At 73.3% G+C, this 17,090-nt stretch carries 18 protein-coding genes; 8 read left to right on the forward strand and 10 right to left on the reverse strand.

Translation table 11 applies throughout. The annotated features are described in order from the left end of the window. The first annotated feature begins 62 nt into the window (after nt 1-62). The 3 genes from ACZ7DE_RS18040 to ACZ7DE_RS18050 are packed head-to-tail and all read left to right on the forward strand — an operon-like array spanning nt 63 to nt 3,117. Nucleotides 63-824, forward strand: coding sequence for an SDR family oxidoreductase (locus ACZ7DE_RS18040; protein WP_470762270.1), 762 nt, complete (start codon nt 63-65; stop codon nt 822-824). Next, entirely contained in the window at nt 821-2,494 is a 1,674-nt protein-coding gene (locus tag ACZ7DE_RS18045) for a class I adenylate-forming enzyme family protein (RefSeq protein ID WP_470762271.1), read from the forward strand. The genes ACZ7DE_RS18040 and ACZ7DE_RS18045 overlap by 4 nt, the downstream gene beginning before the upstream one ends. A 29-nt stretch (nt 2,495-2,523) precedes the next feature. Continuing rightward, the gene (locus ACZ7DE_RS18050) at nt 2,524-3,117 is read left to right on the forward strand and encodes a TetR/AcrR family transcriptional regulator (RefSeq protein ID WP_470762272.1); all 594 of its coding nucleotides are present in this window, start codon (nt 2,524-2,526) and stop codon (nt 3,115-3,117) included. Between the two features lie 52 nt (nt 3,118-3,169). On the opposite strand, the gene ACZ7DE_RS18055 is transcribed toward ACZ7DE_RS18050, so the two are convergent. Together ACZ7DE_RS18055 and ACZ7DE_RS18060 are read right to left on the reverse strand one after the other, a co-directional pair. Further along, nucleotides 3,170-4,384, reverse strand: a complete 1,215-nt coding sequence (locus tag ACZ7DE_RS18055; RefSeq protein WP_470762273.1) for an acyl-CoA dehydrogenase family protein — start codon at nt 4,382-4,384, stop codon at nt 3,170-3,172. A gap of 5 nt (nt 4,385-4,389) precedes the next feature. Further along, nucleotides 4,390-5,421, reverse strand: coding sequence for a phosphotransferase family protein (locus tag ACZ7DE_RS18060; protein WP_470762274.1), 1,032 nt, complete (start codon nt 5,419-5,421; stop codon nt 4,390-4,392). A 294-nt stretch (nt 5,422-5,715) separates the two neighbouring features. Here ACZ7DE_RS18060 and ACZ7DE_RS18065 point away from each other — a divergent pair, with 294 nt between their 5' ends. Then, nucleotides 5,716-6,672 carry an NADP-dependent oxidoreductase gene (locus tag ACZ7DE_RS18065; RefSeq protein ID WP_470762275.1) on the forward strand — a complete coding sequence of 319 codons (957 nt, stop codon included), beginning with the start codon at nt 5,716-5,718 and terminating at the stop codon, nt 6,670-6,672. 129 nt (nt 6,673-6,801) lie between these two features. Here ACZ7DE_RS18065 and ACZ7DE_RS18070 read toward each other — a convergent pair whose 3' ends face one another. From ACZ7DE_RS18070 to ACZ7DE_RS18085, 4 genes are all read right to left on the reverse strand, one after another. Beyond that, a complete protein-coding gene (locus tag ACZ7DE_RS18070; RefSeq protein WP_470762276.1) occupies nt 6,802-7,125 on the reverse strand; it encodes a DUF202 domain-containing protein in 324 nt (107 codons plus the stop codon). Next, nucleotides 7,122-7,514 (reverse strand): YidH family protein, encoded by a 393-nt coding sequence (locus tag ACZ7DE_RS18075; RefSeq protein WP_470762277.1) that lies wholly within the window; start codon nt 7,512-7,514, stop codon nt 7,122-7,124. The genes ACZ7DE_RS18070 and ACZ7DE_RS18075 overlap by 4 nt, the downstream gene beginning before the upstream one ends. 77 nt (nt 7,515-7,591) lie before the next feature. Further along, on the reverse strand, nt 7,592-8,101 hold the full coding sequence (locus ACZ7DE_RS18080; protein WP_470762278.1) for an NUDIX hydrolase: 510 nt from the start codon (nt 8,099-8,101) through the stop codon (nt 7,592-7,594). A gap of 168 nt (nt 8,102-8,269) precedes the next feature. Next, nucleotides 8,270-9,163, reverse strand: coding sequence for a DMT family transporter (locus ACZ7DE_RS18085; RefSeq protein ID WP_470762279.1), 894 nt, complete (start codon nt 9,161-9,163; stop codon nt 8,270-8,272). A 451-nt stretch (nt 9,164-9,614) separates the two neighbouring features. Here ACZ7DE_RS18085 and ACZ7DE_RS18090 point away from each other — a divergent pair, with 451 nt between their 5' ends. From ACZ7DE_RS18090 to ACZ7DE_RS18100, 3 genes are all read left to right on the forward strand, one after another. Continuing rightward, entirely contained in the window at nt 9,615-10,589 is a 975-nt protein-coding gene (locus ACZ7DE_RS18090; protein ID WP_470762280.1) for a hypothetical protein, read from the forward strand. Between the two features lie 295 nt (nt 10,590-10,884). After that, complete coding sequence (locus ACZ7DE_RS18095; protein ID WP_470762822.1) at nt 10,885-11,625, forward strand: molybdopterin-dependent oxidoreductase; 741 nt, start codon at nt 10,885-10,887, stop codon at nt 11,623-11,625. Beyond that, on the forward strand, nt 11,609-12,229 hold the full coding sequence (locus tag ACZ7DE_RS18100; protein WP_470762281.1) for a cytochrome b/b6 domain-containing protein: 621 nt from the start codon (nt 11,609-11,611) through the stop codon (nt 12,227-12,229). The genes ACZ7DE_RS18095 and ACZ7DE_RS18100 overlap by 17 nt, the downstream gene beginning before the upstream one ends. 77 nt (nt 12,230-12,306) lie before the next feature. Here the strand turns inward: ACZ7DE_RS18100 and ACZ7DE_RS18105 are convergent, their stop codons facing one another. The 4 genes from ACZ7DE_RS18105 to ACZ7DE_RS18120 all read right to left on the reverse strand — a co-directional run bounded on the left by ACZ7DE_RS18105 (nt 12,307) and on the right by ACZ7DE_RS18120 (nt 16,243). Beyond that, nucleotides 12,307-13,380, reverse strand: coding sequence for an L-idonate 5-dehydrogenase (locus tag ACZ7DE_RS18105; RefSeq protein ID WP_470762824.1), 1,074 nt, complete (start codon nt 13,378-13,380; stop codon nt 12,307-12,309). 15 nt (nt 13,381-13,395) lie between these two features. Beyond that, nucleotides 13,396-14,154, reverse strand: a complete 759-nt coding sequence (locus ACZ7DE_RS18110; RefSeq protein WP_470762282.1) for an SDR family oxidoreductase — start codon at nt 14,152-14,154, stop codon at nt 13,396-13,398. A gap of 106 nt (nt 14,155-14,260) precedes the next feature. Continuing rightward, nucleotides 14,261-15,658 carry a GntT/GntP/DsdX family permease gene (locus tag ACZ7DE_RS18115; protein ID WP_470762286.1) on the reverse strand — a complete coding sequence of 466 codons (1,398 nt, stop codon included), beginning with the start codon at nt 15,656-15,658 and terminating at the stop codon, nt 14,261-14,263. A 66-nt stretch (nt 15,659-15,724) separates the two neighbouring features. After that, nucleotides 15,725-16,243: a gluconokinase gene (locus ACZ7DE_RS18120; protein ID WP_470762289.1), complete on the reverse strand. Its 519-nt coding sequence runs from the start codon at nt 16,241-16,243 to the stop codon at nt 15,725-15,727. A gap of 140 nt (nt 16,244-16,383) precedes the next feature. Between ACZ7DE_RS18120 and ACZ7DE_RS18125 the strand changes: the two genes are divergently transcribed. Next, nucleotides 16,384-17,085, forward strand: a complete 702-nt coding sequence (locus ACZ7DE_RS18125) for a FadR/GntR family transcriptional regulator (protein WP_470762291.1) — start codon at nt 16,384-16,386, stop codon at nt 17,083-17,085. Nucleotides 17,086-17,090 lie beyond the last annotated feature (5 nt).

The raw sequence follows: 17,090 nt of genomic DNA on the forward strand, positions 1-17,090 counted from the left end.
CCGACTGGTTAGTCTGACGTTCGAGCCGATTCGTGCCGCAGTCGCGTCGAAGGAGACCGAGGGTGGAAGCCGTGCAGAATGCCGGAGTGGTCGTCACCGGAGCGGGAGGCGGCATCGGGGCCGCGCTGGCCCGCCGCTTCGCCGCCGAGGGAGCCCGGGTCGTCGTCAACGACCTGGACGCCGGACGGGCCGAGGCGGTGGCCGCCGAGATCGGCGGCATCGCGGTGCCGGGCGACGCCTCGGCGATCGTGGACCGGGCCCGCGAGGCCCTCGGCGGCGCAGTCGACGTGTACTGCGCCAACGCCGGAGTCGCCTCGGGCGGCTCGGAGGCGGCCGACGAGGCCGTCTGGGCGCTCGCCTGGGACGTCAACGTGATGGCCCACGTCCGCGCGGCCCACGCGCTGCTGCCGGACTGGCTGGAGCGCGGCCGCGGCCGGTTCGTCTCCACCGTCTCCGCCGCCGGACTGCTCACCATGATCGGCGCCGCCCCCTACAGCGTCACCAAGCACGGCGCGTACGCGTTCGCCGAGTGGCTGTCGCTGACCTACCGCCACCGCGGGATCAAGGTCCACGCGATCTGCCCCCAGGGGGTGCGCACCGACATGCTGGACGCCACCGGCAGCGCGGGCGACCTGGTGCTCAAGCCCACCGCGATCGACCCGCAGGACGTGGCGGACGCCCTGTTCAAGGGCATCGCTGAGGACCGCTTCCTGATCCTGCCGCACCCCGAGGTCGCCGGGTACTACCAGGTGCGCGCCGGCGACCCCGACCAATGGCTGACCAACATGAACCACCTCCAGCGGAAGTGGGAGAGCGCCGAATGACCGAGCCCGCCTCCCGCTACGCCGCCAAGCCCTGGCTGGCCCTCCTCGACGACCGTCAGCGCGCCCCGATCGAGCCCGCCGACTCCCTCGTGCACGCCTTCCGCAGGTCCGTCGCCGAGGCCCCCGACCGCACCTGCCTCGCCTACTTCGACGGCCGGCTCAGCTACCGCGAGGTCGACGAGCTCAGCGACTCCGTCGCCGGCCACCTCGCCGCCCGCGGCCTCGCGGCCGGCGACCGGGTCGCCGTCCTGCTGCAGAACTCCCCGCTCTTCGTGCTCGCCCTGCTCGGCGCGTGGAAGGCGGGCGCGACGGTCGTCCCGGTGAACCCGATGTACAAGTCGGGGGAGGTCTCCCACGTCCTGCGGGACGGCGAGGTCGCCGCGCTGATCTGCTCCGACCGCGCCTGGGAGACGTATCTGCGGGACACGACGGCCGGCTCGCCGGTGCGGATCGTGCTCACCGGCTGCGAACTGGACTTCCAGACCCGCGACGACGCGCGCGTGCTCACCTTCGAACGGCTCCCGCAGCCGCCCGACGCCGACGACCTCACCGCCGTCGCCCGCGCGGGCCACAAGGCGCCCGAGGGCCGCGACCTCACCCCCGCCGGCATCGCCCTGATCAGCTACACCTCGGGCACGAGCGGGGCCCCCAAGGGCGCCACCAACACGCACGGCAACATCATGTTCAACGCCGAGCGGCAGCGCACCGGGCTGCACCTGCCCGAGGCGCCCGTCTACTACGCGCTCGCGCCCCTGTTCCACATCACCGGGATGGTCTGCCAGCTCGCCGCCTGTCTCGACAGCGCGGGCACGCTCGTGCTGACGTACCGCTTCGAGGCGGGCGTCGTGCTGGACGCGTTCACCGAGCACAGGCCGCACTACACGGTCGGCCCGTCCACCGCGTTCATGGCGCTGGCCGCCCACCCCTCCTGCACCCGGGACCACTTCGCGTCCTTCGCGACCATCTCCTCCGGCGGCGCGCCGGTGCCGCCGGCCCTGGTGGAGAAGTTCCGGGCCGGCTTCGGGCCCTACATCCGCAACGGCTACGGGCTCACCGAGTGCACCGCGCCCTGCGCCTCCGTCCCGCCGCACCTGGAGGCCCCCGTCGACCCGGCCTCCGGGACCCTCGCCGTCGGGCTGCCCGGCCCCGACACGGTCGTGCGCATCGTCGACGACCGGGGCGCGGAGGTGCCCTTCGGCGAGCAGGGCGAGATCGTCGTACGGGGGCCGCAGGTCGTGCCCGGGTACTGGCGACGGCCCGAGGCGACCGCCGAGACCTTCCCCGACGGCGAACTGCGCACCGGGGACATCGGGTTCATGGACGAACTGGGCTGGCTGTACGTCGTCGACCGCAAGAAGGACATGATCAACGCGTCCGGCTTCAAGGTCTGGCCGCGCGAGGTCGAGGACGTGCTGTACACGCACCCGGCGGTGCGCGAGGCGGCCGTCGTCGGGGTGCCGGACGGCTACCGCGGCGAGACCGTCAAGGCGTACATCAGCCTGCGTCCCGGCGCCGACGCGGATGCCGATACGCTCGCCGCCTACTGCAAGGACAGACTGGCGGCCTACAAGTACCCGCGTCAGGTGGAGATCCTGCCCGACCTGCCGAAGACGGCGAGTGGGAAGATTCTCCGTCGGGAACTGCGTTCCCGCACACACGACGGCCAGTGACGCATCGAGCAAGAAGGCAGGTGGCGGCAGTGCCCAGGACGACGGACGGCGACGGGACGCCGGTGCCCCAGCGGCTGCTGGCCGCCGCCACCCGGCTCTTCGCCGAGCAGGGCTACGACCGAACCTCGGTGCAGGAGATCGTCGAGGCGGCCGGCGTCACCAAGGGGGCGCTGTACCACTACTTCGGCTCCAAGGACGACCTTCTGCACGAGGTGTACGCGCGCGTGCTGCGCGTCCAGCAGGAGCGTCTGGACGCCTTCGCCAACGCCGACGAGCCGATCGAGAAGCGGCTGCGGGGCGCGGCGGCGGACGTCGTCGTCACGACCATCGAGAACCTCGACGACGCGATGATCTTCTTCCGCTCGATGCACCACCTGAGCCCGGAGAAGAACAAGCAGGTCCGCGCCGAACGGCGGCGCTACCACGAGCGCTTCCGCGCGCTCGTCGAGGAGGGCCAGCAGGCCGGCGTCTTCTCCACGGCGACCCCGGCCGACCTCGTCGTGGACTACCACTTCGGGTCCGTGCACCACCTGTCCACCTGGTACCGGCCGGACGGGCCGATGGGGCCGCAGGAGGTCGCCGACCACCTGGCCGATCTGCTGCTGCGGGCCCTGCGGCCGTAAGAGCGCACACGTGAGGGGCGGTCGCCCGAGGCGACCGCCCCTCACCGGACGGCTAGAGGTACTTCTTCAGCTCGCGCCGCGCCAGTGACCGCTGGTGCACCTCGTCCGGCCCGTCGGCGATCATCAGCGTGCGCGCCCCGGCGTACAGCTCGGCCAGCGGGAAGTCCTGGCTCACACCGCCCGCGCCGTGCAGCTGGATGGCCCGGTCGATGATGTCGACGACCGCGCGGGGCGTGGCGATCTTGATGGCCTGGATCTCCGTGTGGGCGCCCCGGTTGCCGACCGTGTCCATCATCCAGGCGGTCTTCAGCACCAGCAGCCGCAGCTGCTCGACCGTCACACGCGCGTCCGCGATCCAGTTGTGGACCACGCCCTGCTGCGCCAGCGCCTTGCCGAAGGCGTCGCGTGAGACGGCCCGGCGGCACATCAGCTCGATCGCCCGCTCCGCCATGCCGATCAGCCGCATGCAGTGGTGGATGCGGCCGGGGCCGAGCCGGGCCTGGGCGATGGCGAAGCCGCCGCCCTCCTCGCCGACCAGGTTCGTCACCGGCACCCGCGCGTGGTCGAAGACCACCTCGGCGTGCCCTCCGTGCGAGTGGTCCTCGTAGCCGAAGACCTTCATGGCGCGCTTGACGGTGACACCGGGCGTGTCGCGCGGCACGAGCACCATGGACTGCTGGCGGCGGATGTCGGTCCCGTCCGGGTCCGTCTTGCCCATCACGATGAAGATCCTGCAGTCCGGGTTCATCGCCCCCGAGATGTACCACTTGCGGCCCGTGACGAGGTACTCGTCGCCGTCCCGCTCGATGAGCGTGGTGATGTTCGTGGCGTCGGAGGAGGCCACCTCCGGCTCGGTCATCGCGAACGCCGACCGGATCTCGCCCGCCAGCAACGGCTCCAGCCACTGCTTCTTCTGCTGCTCGTCGCCGAACTGCGCGAGCACCTCCATGTTCCCGGTGTCCGGGGCGGCGCAGTTCAGGGCCGTCGGCGCCAGCTGCGGGGAACGGCCCGTGATCTCGGCCAGGGGCGCGTACTGGAGGTTCGTCAGACCCGCGCCGTGCTCGGCGTCGGGCAGGAAGAGGTTCCACAGGCCCTGCCTGCGCGCCTCCGCCTTCAGGTCCTCGACCACGGCCGGGGTGTCCCACGGCGACGCCAGCAGCGCGCGCTGCTCCTCGGCGACGGCCTCCGCCGGGTACACGTACTCGTCCATGAAGGCGAGCAGCTTGGCGCGCAGCTCCTCGGTGCGGGCGTCGAAGGAGAAGTCCATGCCGGTCAGCCTTCCTGCAGAGTGGTCAGTCCGTGCTCGATGAAGACGGGGACGAGCTCCCCGATGCGGTCGAAGCCGCGCCCGACCGTCTGGCCCAGGGTGTAGCGGTAGTGGATGCCCTCCAGGATCACTGCGAGCTTGAACCAGGCGAACGCCGTGTACCAGGAGACCGCCGAGACGTCCCGTCCCGAGCGAGTGGCGTAGCGCTCGATCAGCTCGGCGGGCGACGGGTGCCCGGGGGCGGACGCCGTCGTGGAGATCGGCGAGTTCGGCAGCTTCAGCGGCACGCTGTACATCACCAGCAGGCCCAGGTCGGTCAGCGGGTCGCCGAGCGTCGACATCTCCCAGTCGAGGATGGCCCTGATGGTGTCGTCCGGTCCGATCAGGACGTTGTCGAGCCGGTAGTCGCCGTGCACGACCGCCGGCGCGGGGGAGTGCGGGAGCTCGCGGCCGAGCGCCGCGTGCAACTCGTCGACCCCGGACAGGTCGCGGCTGCGGGAGGCGTCCAGCTGCTTGCCCCAGCGGCGCAGCTGCCGGTCGAGGAAGCCCTCGGGGCGGCCGAAGTCGGCCAGGCCCACGCCGGCGGGGTCCACCGCGTGCAGTTCCACCAGGGTGTCGACCAGCGACAGCACCGCGTCCCGGGTGCGCTGCTCGCCGAGCGGGACGAGCTCGTCGGCCGTCCGGTACGGGGTCCCCTCGACGAACTCCATGACGTAGAAGGGCGCCCCGGGCGCCGCCCCGTTGTCGGGGTCCTCGCACAGCAGCACCGGGCGCGGCACCGGCACGCTCGTCGGGTGGAGCGCGCTGATCACCCGGTGCTCGCGCCGCATGTCGTGCGCGGTGGCCAGGACGTGCCCGAGCGGGGGCCGCCGCACGACCCACTTCGCCTCGCCGTCGGAGACCGCGTAGGTGAGGTTGGACCGACCGCCCTCGATCAGTCGGCCGGTGAGAGGGCCGTTGACCAGGCCGGGCCGCTCGCGCTCCAGTAGGGCGCGCAGCCGGTCGAGGTCGAGTCCGGGCGGGTGGTCGGGGCTCATGCGTCGCTCCTGTGGGCGGGACGGGTGAACAGGACTCGCCCCATGATGCCGACCGGTCGGTATGCCGTCCAGTGGTCACGCCCAACGTGATCGGGGCCACGATAGGACGACCGCTGCCCGGGCAGCACCCGTCGAGCCGTGAACGGGCGGATTACGGCCGTTCCACCCGCCGTCCCCCGGCCCCGTCAGTGTTCCACGCGCACGGGTGACGACGTCGGACGGGCCGCCCCGCGCACTGCGCGCATCGGATCATTCGGCTTGCGCGGCGTCCGGGGACCCCCGAGGGTCGGACCCATGAAGGCCATCAGCTACTCACGCTACGGCGGCCCCGAGACGCTCGTGTACGGGGACGTGCGCGACCCCAAGGTCGGCCCCGACTCGGTGCTGGTGAAGGTCCGCGCGGCGGCCGTGAACCCCGTCGACTGGAAGTGCCGCGAGGGCCACCTGGACCCGATCCTGGACGCCGTGTTCCCGGTGGTCCCGGGGTGGGACGTCTCCGGGGTCGTGGTGCAGCTCGGGGTGTCAGTCGCGGAGTACGCGGTCGGCGACGAGGTCATCGGCTACGTCCGCGAGGACTTCCTCTCCCGCGGCACCTTCGCCGAGTACGTCGGCGCTCCGGTGCGCACTCTCGCCCGCAAGCCGCGCAATCTCACCTGGGAGGAGGCCGCGGGCCTGCCCCTGGTCGGGCTCACCGCCTACCAGGTGCTGATCAAGGCCCTCGAGGTGAAGCGGGGCGAGACCGTCCTGGTCCACGCGGCCGCGGGCGGCGTCGGCTCCATCGCCGTGCAGCTCGCACGCCACCTCGGCGCGCGGGTGATCGGCACGGCGAGCGAGGCCAACCACGACTTCGTGCGCTCGCTGGGCGGCGAGCCGGTGACCTACGGCGAGGGATTGGCGGAACGGGTGCGCGGGCTGGCCCCCGAGGGCGTGGACGCGGCCTTCGACACGGTCGGCGGCGACACGCTGAAGGTGTCCGCCAATCTGCTGGCCCCGGAGGGACGGCTGGTGTCGGTCGCCGACGGGAGCGTCGTCGGCTACGGCGGCCGCTACTTCTGGGTCCGGCCCGACGCCGAGGACCTCACCCGGCTGGCGGAACTCGCCGAACAGGGCGTGGTGTCCGTGCACGTCTCCGAGACGTTCCCGCTGGAACGCGCGGCCGACGCCCACCGGCTGAACCAGGAGGGCCGCACCCGCGGCAAGATCGTCGTGACCGTGGACTGGGAAGCGACGGCCGGGGAGACCCCCCAGTAGGAGCTGGGAGCTGGGACGTAACCCCGTACGCCGCGGGCGGGCGGGGGAGGAGCCGGAGCCGAGGTCGGGGAGGGGCCGGGACCGCGCCGGGCGCGTTCGGCGGGCCCGGCGTGAGCGCGCCGAGCGGACCTACAGCACCAGCGCGGCGGCGCACACGGCGGTCGCCACCGTGCACAGCACCACCGACGTGGCGTGCCGCGGGGCCAGCGCCGCCGGACTCGCCGTGGCGGCGAGAACACGGATCCTGCGGTGGGCGAGCGCCAGGAACGCCAGCCACAGGCCGCAGCACAGCGCGCAGGCGACGATCCCGAACGCCGACCCCCCACCGTGCAGCGCGGCCTTCACCCCGAGCACGGCCGCGACGGTGCTCGCCAGCGTCGTACGCCGCCAGGCCAGCCGGGTCCGCTCCGGCTGCAGACCGGGATCGCGCGCGGACAGCACCTCGCCGCTCATCCCTCCCATCCCACCAGCACCACCGCGACCATCGCCACGGCCACCACCGCGACGACCACGCTCAGCAGCGCCGGGAAGCGGGACGCCGGCAGGTCCTCGCCCCGGCGCATGGCCCGTTCGCAGCGCATCCAGTGGTTCACCGCGCGCAGCGAGCACAGCACGCCCGCCGCGAGCAACGCCAGCGCCAGCCCGACCCGCCAGCCCCAGCGCAGGTCCGGCAGGAACTGGTCCACCGCGAAACCACCGCCGATCAGCGCCAGCGCGGTCCGCAGCCAGGCCAGGAACGTGCGCTCGTTCGCCAGCGAGAACCGGTAGTCGGGCGTGGTGCCCTCCTCCCGCACCTGCTCGGGCGCGAACCACAGCCTGACATTCCGTACGAACTCGATCACCCGACGGACCCTACCCGCCGCCCGCCGCGGGCCCGCCGCCGCCCGCCGCCCGCCACGGGTCGGCGCATCGACCAGGGCTACCCGCGGAACTCCCCGAGTCGCCGGTACGCGGCCAGCCCGTCCGGCACCCACTCCCAGACGGACAGGCGCCGTTCGACCTCCTCCTCGGGCAGGAAGTCGTGCCAGGCCACCTCCTCCACCTGAGGGCTCACCGGCAGCTCGCAGCGGACCTCGTAGACGGCCGACCACCAGCTCCCGGCGGCGCCGCCGTCGTAGAGGAACTTGAAGAGGAACTCCGGCCGGGGCAGTCCGCTCACGCCCAGCTCCTCCTCGGCCTCGCGCAGGGCGGCGTCGTCGTAGGCCTCGCCCGCGCCGACCACTCCGCCGACGAACATGTCGTACAGAGAGGGGAAGACCAGCTTCGTCGGGGTCCGGCGGTGCACGAAGATCCGGCCCTCGGCGTCCCGGGCCTGGACGAAGACGCAGCGGTGCCGAAGTCCCTCGGCGTACACCCGTCCCCGCGGAAACCGCCCCACGACCCGGTCGTGCTCGTCGACGACGTCGAGGATCTCGTCAGCAGCGCTCATACGCCCATCCAAGCAGGCCCGCGGTCGGACAGGCCCTGCGGTCGCGCAGGTCCGCGGCAGGCCCGCGGCTCGGGCGGATTCCGGCGCCCGGTCGGGTTCGCCGTCCTGGCGGGCCCGCCGTGCGCATCAGTTCCGTTCAGTTCCGTGGTGTCGCCCGGGCGAGGGCCGTCACTGCGGCTGCAGGTCCGCCACCTGCTCGCGCGGCGCGGTGCCCCGCGGCATCGCCGGGTGCAGTCCCAGGAGCACGATGCCCGCGACGATCGCCGCGAGTCCCGCCGCCTCCCAGGCCAGCGCGGCGGTGTCGGTGTGCAGCTGGTCGCCGAGGAAGCCGACGCCGCAGACGATCCCGGCGAGCGGCTGGGCCGCGGTCAGGGCGGGCAGCGACATCCTCAGGGGCGCCGTCTCGAAAGCGCTCTGGACCAGCACGAGCCCGGTCACGCCGAGCGCGAGCACCGCGTACAGCTGCCAGCCGGACAGCAGCTCGCCGAGGCCGCCCGCGGCGAAACGCTGGCCGCTGACCCTGGTCAGCGCGTCCTGCACGCCGTACAGCAGGCCGGCCGCGAGGGCCAGCAGGACCGGGCCCGAGCTCAGCCGGGAGCGTTTCGCGTACGTCGTCAGCAGCAGCGCCGAGCCGATCATCACGCCGATGATCAGCCAGTGCCGCAGCGGATCGCTGACCGCGGTGCCCCCGCGCGGCTGGCCCGCCACGATGAAGGCGGTCACCCCGCCCGCGAGCAGGATCAGCCCCGCCCAGCCCTGGCGGCCGAGCGGCTGCTTCGTCTGGTGCCGGGAGAGTGCGAGGGCGAAGAGCAGGTTCGTCGCCAGCAGCGGCTCCACCAGGGAGATCTCGCCCTGGCCGAGCGCGACCGCGCCCAGCGCCATGCCCGCCACCATGAGGCCGATGCCCCCCAGCCAGCGCGGCACCTTCATCAGGTCGAGCAGCAGCCGCGGCGAGAGGAAGTCGCCGAGGGGCGCCCTCTGGGCCGCGTTCTGCTGGAGCACGAACCCGAAGCCCAGGCAGCAGGCGGCGCTCACGGCGAGAACCAGAACCAGTACCGACACGCTGCGTACCTCGATCATCCGGTCGGACCACGGACGGGGTGCGTGGTGGCCGACTGTAGCGTCCCAGCCCGCTCATTGCCCTGGGAGAGCCGGGAACCTTCGCTCCGGGCCCACCCGGGACGATGCTTCCGGGAGTACCCCGAACCGGGCGGTTGAGTCGGTCGCGACGCCCGGGCCCGGGGGCGGGGGCGGGAAGCGACCGCACAGCCATGGTGTGGGCTCCGGCCGGGCCGCGCCATGGCGTACGCCACACCGGCGTCGCGCCAACCTGCCCGCGGGGGCTCCCACCAGGGACGGGCCGCCGTCGGATGCGCCGCGGCCGCGGCGCCTCGAGGCGTGTCACGGTTCCCGGCCCTTGACGGTGGGCGCCGGCCGGGGATTGGCTGTGCGTGATCGGCCGATTGCGGGCCGATGTCACAGCCGCCGCCGAGGAGGATGAGGAAGTCCCGCGGTGCACTTACCCCCGCCTTCCCTCGGCCGTGATCGCGAGAGCGTGGATCCGACCCCCGACCCGGCCCTGGACGACGTCGAAGTCGGCGTCGCCCGGGCCGCGCTGGCACAGGGCCGCCGGCAGCCGGCCCGTTCCCTGCTGGCTCGCACCGGCGACGACTGGGACCGGCGCGCCCACCGGGTCGACGTTCTCGCGCGGGAACCGTACGCGGCCGCCTGGGCCGCCGAGTGGCTGCTCGCCGAGCCGGGCTCCGCCGACGCCGCCGTCCTGCTGGCCCTGGCCCAGGTCCGCCGGGCGCTGCGCGGCAAGGAGGAGGCGGCCGTGGCCCGCGCCGCCTGCCGGTCGGCCGCCGCGCTCGCGCCCGCCGACCCCACGCCCTGGCTCGGCCTTCTCCAGCTGGAGCGGGCGGGCGGGGCGGAGTCGGTCCGGAACTTCGAGGAGGTCCGGTCCCGGCACCGGGACCACCACCACGCGCACCACCTCATGGTCGCCCGGCTCGCCGAGCGCCGGCCGGACGGCGGCCCGGACGGCGGTCCGGACATGCTGCACGAGGTGTACGACTTCGCCGCCCGGGCCGCCGAACAGGCGCCCGCCGACTCACCGCTGGCCATCCTCCCGGTGGTCGCGCACGCCGAGCGCTACCGGGTGCTGGCCGCCCACGGCTCGGCGCCCGCCGACCCCGTCGCCTCCGGGCACTGGCGGTGCGGCAGGGCACGGAACGTGCTGAAGGCGGCCTTCGACTGGTGGCTGGAGTGGGAGCACGAGGGCCACCCCCGGCACCTGGTCGACCTGAACTATCTCGCCCACGCCAAGGTCTGCCAGGGCAGGAGCGCCGAGGCCGCCGCCCTCTTCCACCGCATCGGGCGGTACGCCACCCGAGAGCCCTGGGCGTACCCGGACCGCGACCCGTACCCGGCCTTCCGGGCGGCCCGAGCCGGTGCACTCCGGGCCGGCGAGGACGTGCCGGGCCGATGAGAGCCGGGTGAGAAGTGATGACGGAAGTCTGACGGCCGCCCGGGATCCCTGGCCCCGGCCCGCCCCCGAGTGCTCGAATGGAAAGGTGAACCCCGAACCACCCGAGCGCCCCGACCCCTCGGACCCGCCCGACCCCTCGGACCCGCCCGGGCCTCCGGATCCACCCGAGCGGCCCGAGTCACCCGGGCCGGCCGACGGGCCCGCCCCGGCCGAGCCCGGCAAGTCGGCGGAGCGACGCGTGCCGTCCGCAGCGTCGGAGCCGCGTGAGCGCTTCGCGGCGTCCGAGCCCGCCGGTGTGTCCGAGGCGCGTGGTGAGCGTGGTGAGCGCGGTGAACGTGGTGCGCCCATCGGCCGACGGGTCTTCCTCGGCACGCTCGCGCTGGGTGCGCTGGGCGTCGTCGCCGCGCCCCCGCTCCAGCGGGGCCTGGAGGCGTTCCTGGGCAGCGCCGCCGACAAGGACCCCACGGGCCTCACCGGGCTGCTCCCCAACGGCGGCGGCTTCCGCTACTACTCGGTGACCTCGTCCGTGCCGCACAGGAACGCCGCGAACTACCGCCTCACCGTGGACGGCCTGGTCGACCGGCCCGCCACCTACACGCTGCCCGAGCTCCGCGCTGTGCCCCAGACCCGGATGGTGAAGGACGTCCAGTGCGTCACCGGCTGGCGGGTCCCCGGCACTCCCTTCGAGGGCGTCCGGCTGTCCGCCCTCCTCGACGCGGCCGGCGTCCGGGCCGAGGCCGGCGCGGTCCGCTTCACCTGCTTCGACGGCGCCTACACCGAGAGCCTCACCCTCGCCCAGGCCCGCCGCGCCGACGTCCTGGTCGCGCTGCGGATGCAGGACAAGGACCTCGGCCACGACCACGGCGGGCCCGTCCGGCTGTACGTGGCCCCCATGTACTTCTACAAGTCCGCCAAGTGGCTCTCCGGCATCACCGTCACCGAGAAGGTCGAGCCCGGTTACTGGGAGGACCGCGGTTACGACGTCGACGCCTGGGTCGGCCGTTCGAACGGACGGGATGATGAGCCTACGAGCTGACGCGCCGCCCGCCGCGGACGTGCCCCGCTTCACCCGCGCCGAACGGTGGGTGCACCGCACCACGGCCCTGCTGATGGGGGTGTGCGTGGTCACGGCGTCCTTCCTGTACGTCCCCGAGTTCGCCCAACTGGTCGGCCGCCGTGAGCTGGTGGTCCGCGTCCACGAGTGGGCGGGACTGGCCCTGCCCGTGCCCGTCCTGGCGGGTCTGGCCTCCCGCGCCTTCCGTGCCGACCTCGGACGCCTCAACCGCTTCGGCCCGCACGACCGCCGCTGGCTGCGGGCCGCCCTGCGCCGGGACAAGCGGCGGGAGTCGCGTCCGGCGGCCAAGTTCAACGCCGGGCAGAAGGTCTACGCGGCCTGGATCGCCGGGGCGACCCTGGTCATGCTCGGCACGGGCCTGCTCATGTGGTTCACCCACCTCACCCCGATCATGTGGCGCACCAGCGCCACCTTCGTCCACGACTGGCTGGCCCTGACCGTCGGCGTCGTCCTGGCCGGGCACATCGGCATGGCCCTGGGCGACCCGGAGGCCCGGCGCGGCATGCGCACGGGCTCGGTGAGCCAGGAGTGGGCGGAGCGCGAACACCGCCTGTGGCGCCCATGACCCACGCGCACGCCCAGCGGGGGATGCGGCGAGGCCGGGGCGGTCGACGGCCCGGCCCCGCCGCACCCGGCCCGCCCTCAACTCCCGAGACCCCTGGAACCTCCGGAACCCCCGGAACCCCCGGAACCCCCGAAGTCCAGCAGCACCTTGCAGGAGCGGCTGCGGTCGGCCGCCAGCGCGAACGCTGATTCCGCATCCCTCGCCGGCACCACCGCGCTGACCAGACCGTCGAACGCGGGCTCCGCCGCCAGCAGGGCCAGGGCATCGTCGAACTCGGTGTCGAAGCGGAACGACCCGCGTAGCTCGATCTCCCGTCCCACCACCAGGTTTCCCGCGAACGCGCTCCGCCCCGGCGGCAGCATGCCGAGCTGGACGACGACCCCGCCGCGCCGCACCAGACGCAGGCACGCGTCGAGCCCGGCGGCCGCGCCGGACGCCTCGACGGCCACATCCACCTCCGCGGGCCACCCCGGATCCGCCGGATCGCCGGCCAGGACGACGGTGTCGGCGCCGGCGGATCGCGCGTACCCGAGCGGGGCCGGCAGCAGGTCCGTCACGGTGACTTGGGCCGCTCCGGCCGCCTTCGCCGCCGCTGCCACCAGGCAGCCGATGGGCCCGGCCCCGGTGACCAGGACGTGCCGCCCGCCGACCGGGCCGGCCCGCCGGACCGCGTGCAGCGCCACCGACAGCGGTTCGGCGAGCGCGGCGCGTCGTGGCTCCAGCCCCTTCGGCAGGGGCCGCACCTGGTCGGCGGGGACGGCGATCTCCGCCGCGAACCCGCCCTGGACGTGCGGCGTCCGGGCCGAACTGCCGAGGTAGCGGGTGTCCCGGCACACGTTGCGCCGCCCGTCCGCGCACTCCGCGCACGCCCCGCACGGGGTGGCCGGGTGCACGGCGACCGCCGTACCGGGAGGGAGGGCCGCCGGACTCGCCGAGCCGTGGGCGACCACCGTCCCCGCCACCTCGTGCCCCGGCACCAGCGGCTCCCGCAGCCGGAAGTCGCCGACCCCGCCGTGCAGCCAGTAGTGCAGGTCCGAGCCGCACACCCCGCCGTAGCGGACCGCGACGAGCACCTCGCCCGGCCCGGGCGCCGGCGACGCCAACTCCTCGACGCGCAGGTCGCCCTGACCATGGATCACACAGCCCAGCATCCGCCTCACGCCCTCTCAGAGCACACTCGTCATGCCGCCGTCGACGTACAGCACCTGCCCGCCGACGAAGTCCGCCGCGGGAGAGACCAGGAACAGCAGCCCGCCCACCAGGTCCTCGGTGCGGCCCCACCGGCCGGCCGGGGTACGGCGCCGCACCCACGCGCTGAACTCCTCGTCCTGAACGAGGGGTCGGGTGAGGTCGGTCTCGATGTAGCCCGGGCCCAGGCCGTTGACCTGGACGCCGTGCGGTCCCCAGTCCGCGCACATGCCCTTGTTGAGCATCCTCAGCGCGCCTTTCGTGGCCGCGTAGGGCGCGATGCCCGGCCGGGCCACCTCGCTCTGCAGCGAGCAGATGTTGACGATCTTCCCGTGGCCGCGTTCCGTCATCCGGCGGGCGGCCTCCCGGCCCACCAGGAACGCGCTGGTGAGGTTGGTGTCCAGGATCCGGTGCCAGTCGGAGTCGGCGAACTCCAGGAGCGGGGCCCGCAGTTGCATGCCCGCGTTGTTGACGAGGATGTCGAGCGGGCCGACCCGGTCCTCGACGTCCGCCATGCCGGCGGCCACCGACGGCCCGTCGGTCACGTCGAACGCGGCCGTGCGGACGTCGCCGGGCAGCTCGTCGGCCGCCTGGGCGAGGCGTTCGGCGTCCCGCCCGTTGAGCACCACCGTGCAGCCGGCCTCCGCGAGGCCCCGGGCGAGGGCCAGGCCGATGCCCCGGCTGGACCCGGTGACCAGCGCGGTCCGGCCGCCGATGTCGAACAGGGGGTGACTCATCCCGTGCTCCTCTCCACTTGCCCGCAGCTCTGCTGCCCGTGGCTTTGTTGCCCGTGCGTCCTGATGCCCGTTCGTCCCGCTGCCCGGGGCCGTGTTGCCGGTAGCCCTAGACGACCAGGGAGAGGAGCAGGACCAGGCCGCCGGCGACCACGGAGATGATGGTCTCCATGACCGACCAGGTCTTGACGTTCTGACCGACGCTCAGCCCGAAGTACTCCTTGACCAGCCAGAAGCCGGCGTCGTTGACGTGACTGAAGAAGAGCGAGCCGGCGCCGATCGCCAGGACCAGCAGGGCGGTGTGCGCGGTCGACATGTCGGCCGCGAGCGGCGCGACCAGGCCGGCCGCCGAGATCGTCGCCACGGTCGCCGAGCCGGTGGCCAGCCGGATCGCCACCGCGATCAGCCAGGCCAGCAGCAGAGCGGGTATCGACCAGTCCTCGGAGACGTCCAGGACCATCTGCCCCACGCCGCAGTCGATCAGCGTCTGCTTGAAGCCGCCGCCCGCTCCGACGATCAGCAGGATGCCCGCGATGGGCGCGAGCCCCTGGTCGACCAGCCGCGAGATCCGCTCCCTGCTGAATCCCGCCGGCCGGCCCAGCGTGAAGATGCCCACGAGCACGGCGGCGAGCAGGGCGATCAGGGGCGACCCGACGACGTCGAAGACGCGCTGCACGGTGTGCCCGGGGTCGTCCACGACGATGTCGACCAGCGCCTTGGACAGCATCAGCACGACCGGCAGGAGGATGGTGGCGAGGGTGGCGCCGAAGCCGGGGCGCCTCTGCAGGTCCTCGGAGGGGCGTTGCGGAATCATCCGGTCGGGGGCGGGGACGTCCACCCAGCGGGCGGCGACCTTCGAGAACAGCGGGCCGGCGACGACGACCGTCGGGACGGCGACCAGCACGCCGAGCGCCAGCGTGACGCCCAGGTTGGCCCCGACCGCGTCGATGGCGACCAGCGGGCCGGGGTGCGGGGGAACCAGACCGTGCATCACGGACAGGCCGGCCAGCGCCGGGATGCCGATCCGCATGAGCGAGTAGTTGCCCCGCTTGGCGACCATCAGCACCACCGGGATCAGCAGCACCACGCCGACCTCGAAGAACAGCGGCAGGCCGATCACGGAGGCGATCAGCACCATCGCCCACGGCATCGAACGACCGCCCGCCCTGGCGAGGATCGTGTCCACGATCTGGTCCGCGCCCCCGGAGTCCGCGAGCAGTTTGCCGAGGATCGCGCCCAGTGCGATCAGCACGCCCACGCCGGCGACCGTGGAGCCCAGCCCGGCGGTGAAGGAGGCGATGGCCTTGTCGAGCGGCGCCCCGGCGAACGCGCCGAGCGCGAGCGAGCCGATGGTCAGCGCCAGGAAGGCGTGGAGCTTGAACTTGGTGATGAGCAGGACGATCACGGCGATGCCCGCCAGGACGGCGATGCCCAGCTGCGCGTGGCCGGCCGAGGTGATCGGCTCGACCGTGTCCGCCGCCAGCATCTCGACGCTGAGTCTGGTCACGGGGGTTCCCTTGCGGTGAGGGGGACGGGGGTGAGGGGGACGGGGTGGGGGAACGAGTCGGAGGGGTTACCCGGCCTGGCCGGGAAGCGCGGCGAGCGCCGTCACGGCCCGGTCGGTGATGGCCTCGGGGCTGCCGGCGACGTCGACGGCGACGCCCCTCTCGTCGGCCTGGAGCGGCTGGAGCGTGGCGAACTGGGAGTCCAGGAGCGCGGTCGGCATGAAGTGCCCCTGCCGGTGTGCCATGCGGTCCTCGATCAGCGACCGGTCGCCGGCGAGATGCACGAAGACGACGCCGGGGGCCGCGGCCCTGAGCCGGTCGCGGTACACCCGCTTCAGCGCCGAACAGCTGACCACTCCACCGAGCCCGGCCCGTTCGTCCGCCCACGCGCCGATGGCGTCGAGCCACGGCCACCGGTCGTCGTCGCCGAGCGGGGTGCCGGCCGACATCCTGGCGATGTTGGCCGGCGGGTGGAAGTCGTCGCCCTCGGCGTACGGGACGCCCAGCCGGGTGGCAAGCAGCGGACCGATGGTGGTCTTGCCCGTGCCGGCGACGCCCATCACCACGACGACGTGGGGGGTACGCATCTGTGCCTCGCTGTCTTCGTCGACATCCGGCGTCTTCGGACGCCGACCGACACTGAAACCGATTAGGTACGACGAATCAAGAGTGAAAGCAAAATAAGTCTGACTTTTTGGCTTCGTGATCTACCGCGTACTCTGTGTGCATGACCACTCCGGGCCGGGGTCTGCACGGCCGTGTACTGGACGCCCTGGGACCCGCGATCACCGCCGGGGAGTACCCGCCGGGCAGTGTCCTGCGCACCGACGAACTGGCCCAGCGCTTCGACGTCTCGCGCTCCGTGATGCGCGAGGCGGTCCGCGTCCTGGAGTCCATGCACCTGGTCGAGTCCCGCCGCCGGGTGGGCGTGACGGTGCGGCCCAAGGCCGAGTGGAACGTCTACGACCCGCAGGTCATCCGCTGGCGGCTGGCCGGCGCCGACCGCCCGCACCAGCTGCGCTCGCTCACCGTCCTGCGCTCGGCGGTCGAGCCGGTCGCGGCGGGCCTGGCGGCGACCCACGCCACGGCCGAGCAGTGCGCCGAACTCACGCAGTGCGCGCTCGGCATGGTGGCCACCTCACGCGGCCACCGGCTGGAGGAGTACCTGGTTCACGACGTCGCCTTCCACCGGGTGATCCTCGCCGCCTCCGGCAACGAGATGTTCGCCCGCCTCGGCGACGTCGTCGCGGAGGTCCTGGCCGGCCGCACCCATCACGAGGTCATGTTCGAGGACCCCGACCCGGCCGCCGTCACCCTGCACGTCCAGGTGGCGGAAGCGGTCCGCGAGGGCGACCCGGTCCGCGCGGAACGGCTGACCCGGGAGATCACGGTCGGCGCCCTCCAGGAACTCGACATCCTGGCGCCCTGACGGCT

Source organism: Streptomyces sp. NPDC037083 (genome assembly GCF_055606485.1).

What these genes read in the sequence shown, in the direction of transcription:
- ACZ7DE_RS18045 (WP_470762271.1), top strand. Translation starts at nt 821, where the DNA reads ATGACCGAGCCCGCCTCCCGCTACGCCGCCAAGCCCTGGCTGGCCCTC.
- ACZ7DE_RS18055 (WP_470762273.1), bottom strand. Translation starts at nt 4,384, where the DNA reads ATGGACTTCTCCTTCGACGCCCGCACCGAGGAGCTGCGCGCCAAGCTG.
- ACZ7DE_RS18060 (WP_470762274.1), bottom strand. Translation starts at nt 5,421, where the DNA reads ATGAGCCCCGACCACCCGCCCGGACTCGACCTCGACCGGCTGCGCGCC.
- ACZ7DE_RS18065 (WP_470762275.1), top strand. Translation starts at nt 5,716, where the DNA reads ATGAAGGCCATCAGCTACTCACGCTACGGCGGCCCCGAGACGCTCGTG.
- ACZ7DE_RS18070 (WP_470762276.1), bottom strand. Translation starts at nt 7,125, where the DNA reads ATGAGCGGCGAGGTGCTGTCCGCGCGCGATCCCGGTCTGCAGCCGGAG.
- ACZ7DE_RS18080 (WP_470762278.1), bottom strand. Translation starts at nt 8,101, where the DNA reads ATGAGCGCTGCTGACGAGATCCTCGACGTCGTCGACGAGCACGACCGG.
- ACZ7DE_RS18100 (WP_470762281.1), top strand. Translation starts at nt 11,609, where the DNA reads ATGAGCCTACGAGCTGACGCGCCGCCCGCCGCGGACGTGCCCCGCTTC.
- ACZ7DE_RS18105 (WP_470762824.1), bottom strand. Translation starts at nt 13,380, where the DNA reads ATGCTGGGCTGTGTGATCCATGGTCAGGGCGACCTGCGCGTCGAGGAG.
- ACZ7DE_RS18110 (WP_470762282.1), bottom strand. Translation starts at nt 14,154, where the DNA reads ATGAGTCACCCCCTGTTCGACATCGGCGGCCGGACCGCGCTGGTCACC.
- ACZ7DE_RS18120 (WP_470762289.1), bottom strand. Translation starts at nt 16,243, where the DNA reads ATGCGTACCCCCCACGTCGTCGTGGTGATGGGCGTCGCCGGCACGGGC.
- ACZ7DE_RS18125 (WP_470762291.1), top strand. Translation starts at nt 16,384, where the DNA reads ATGACCACTCCGGGCCGGGGTCTGCACGGCCGTGTACTGGACGCCCTG.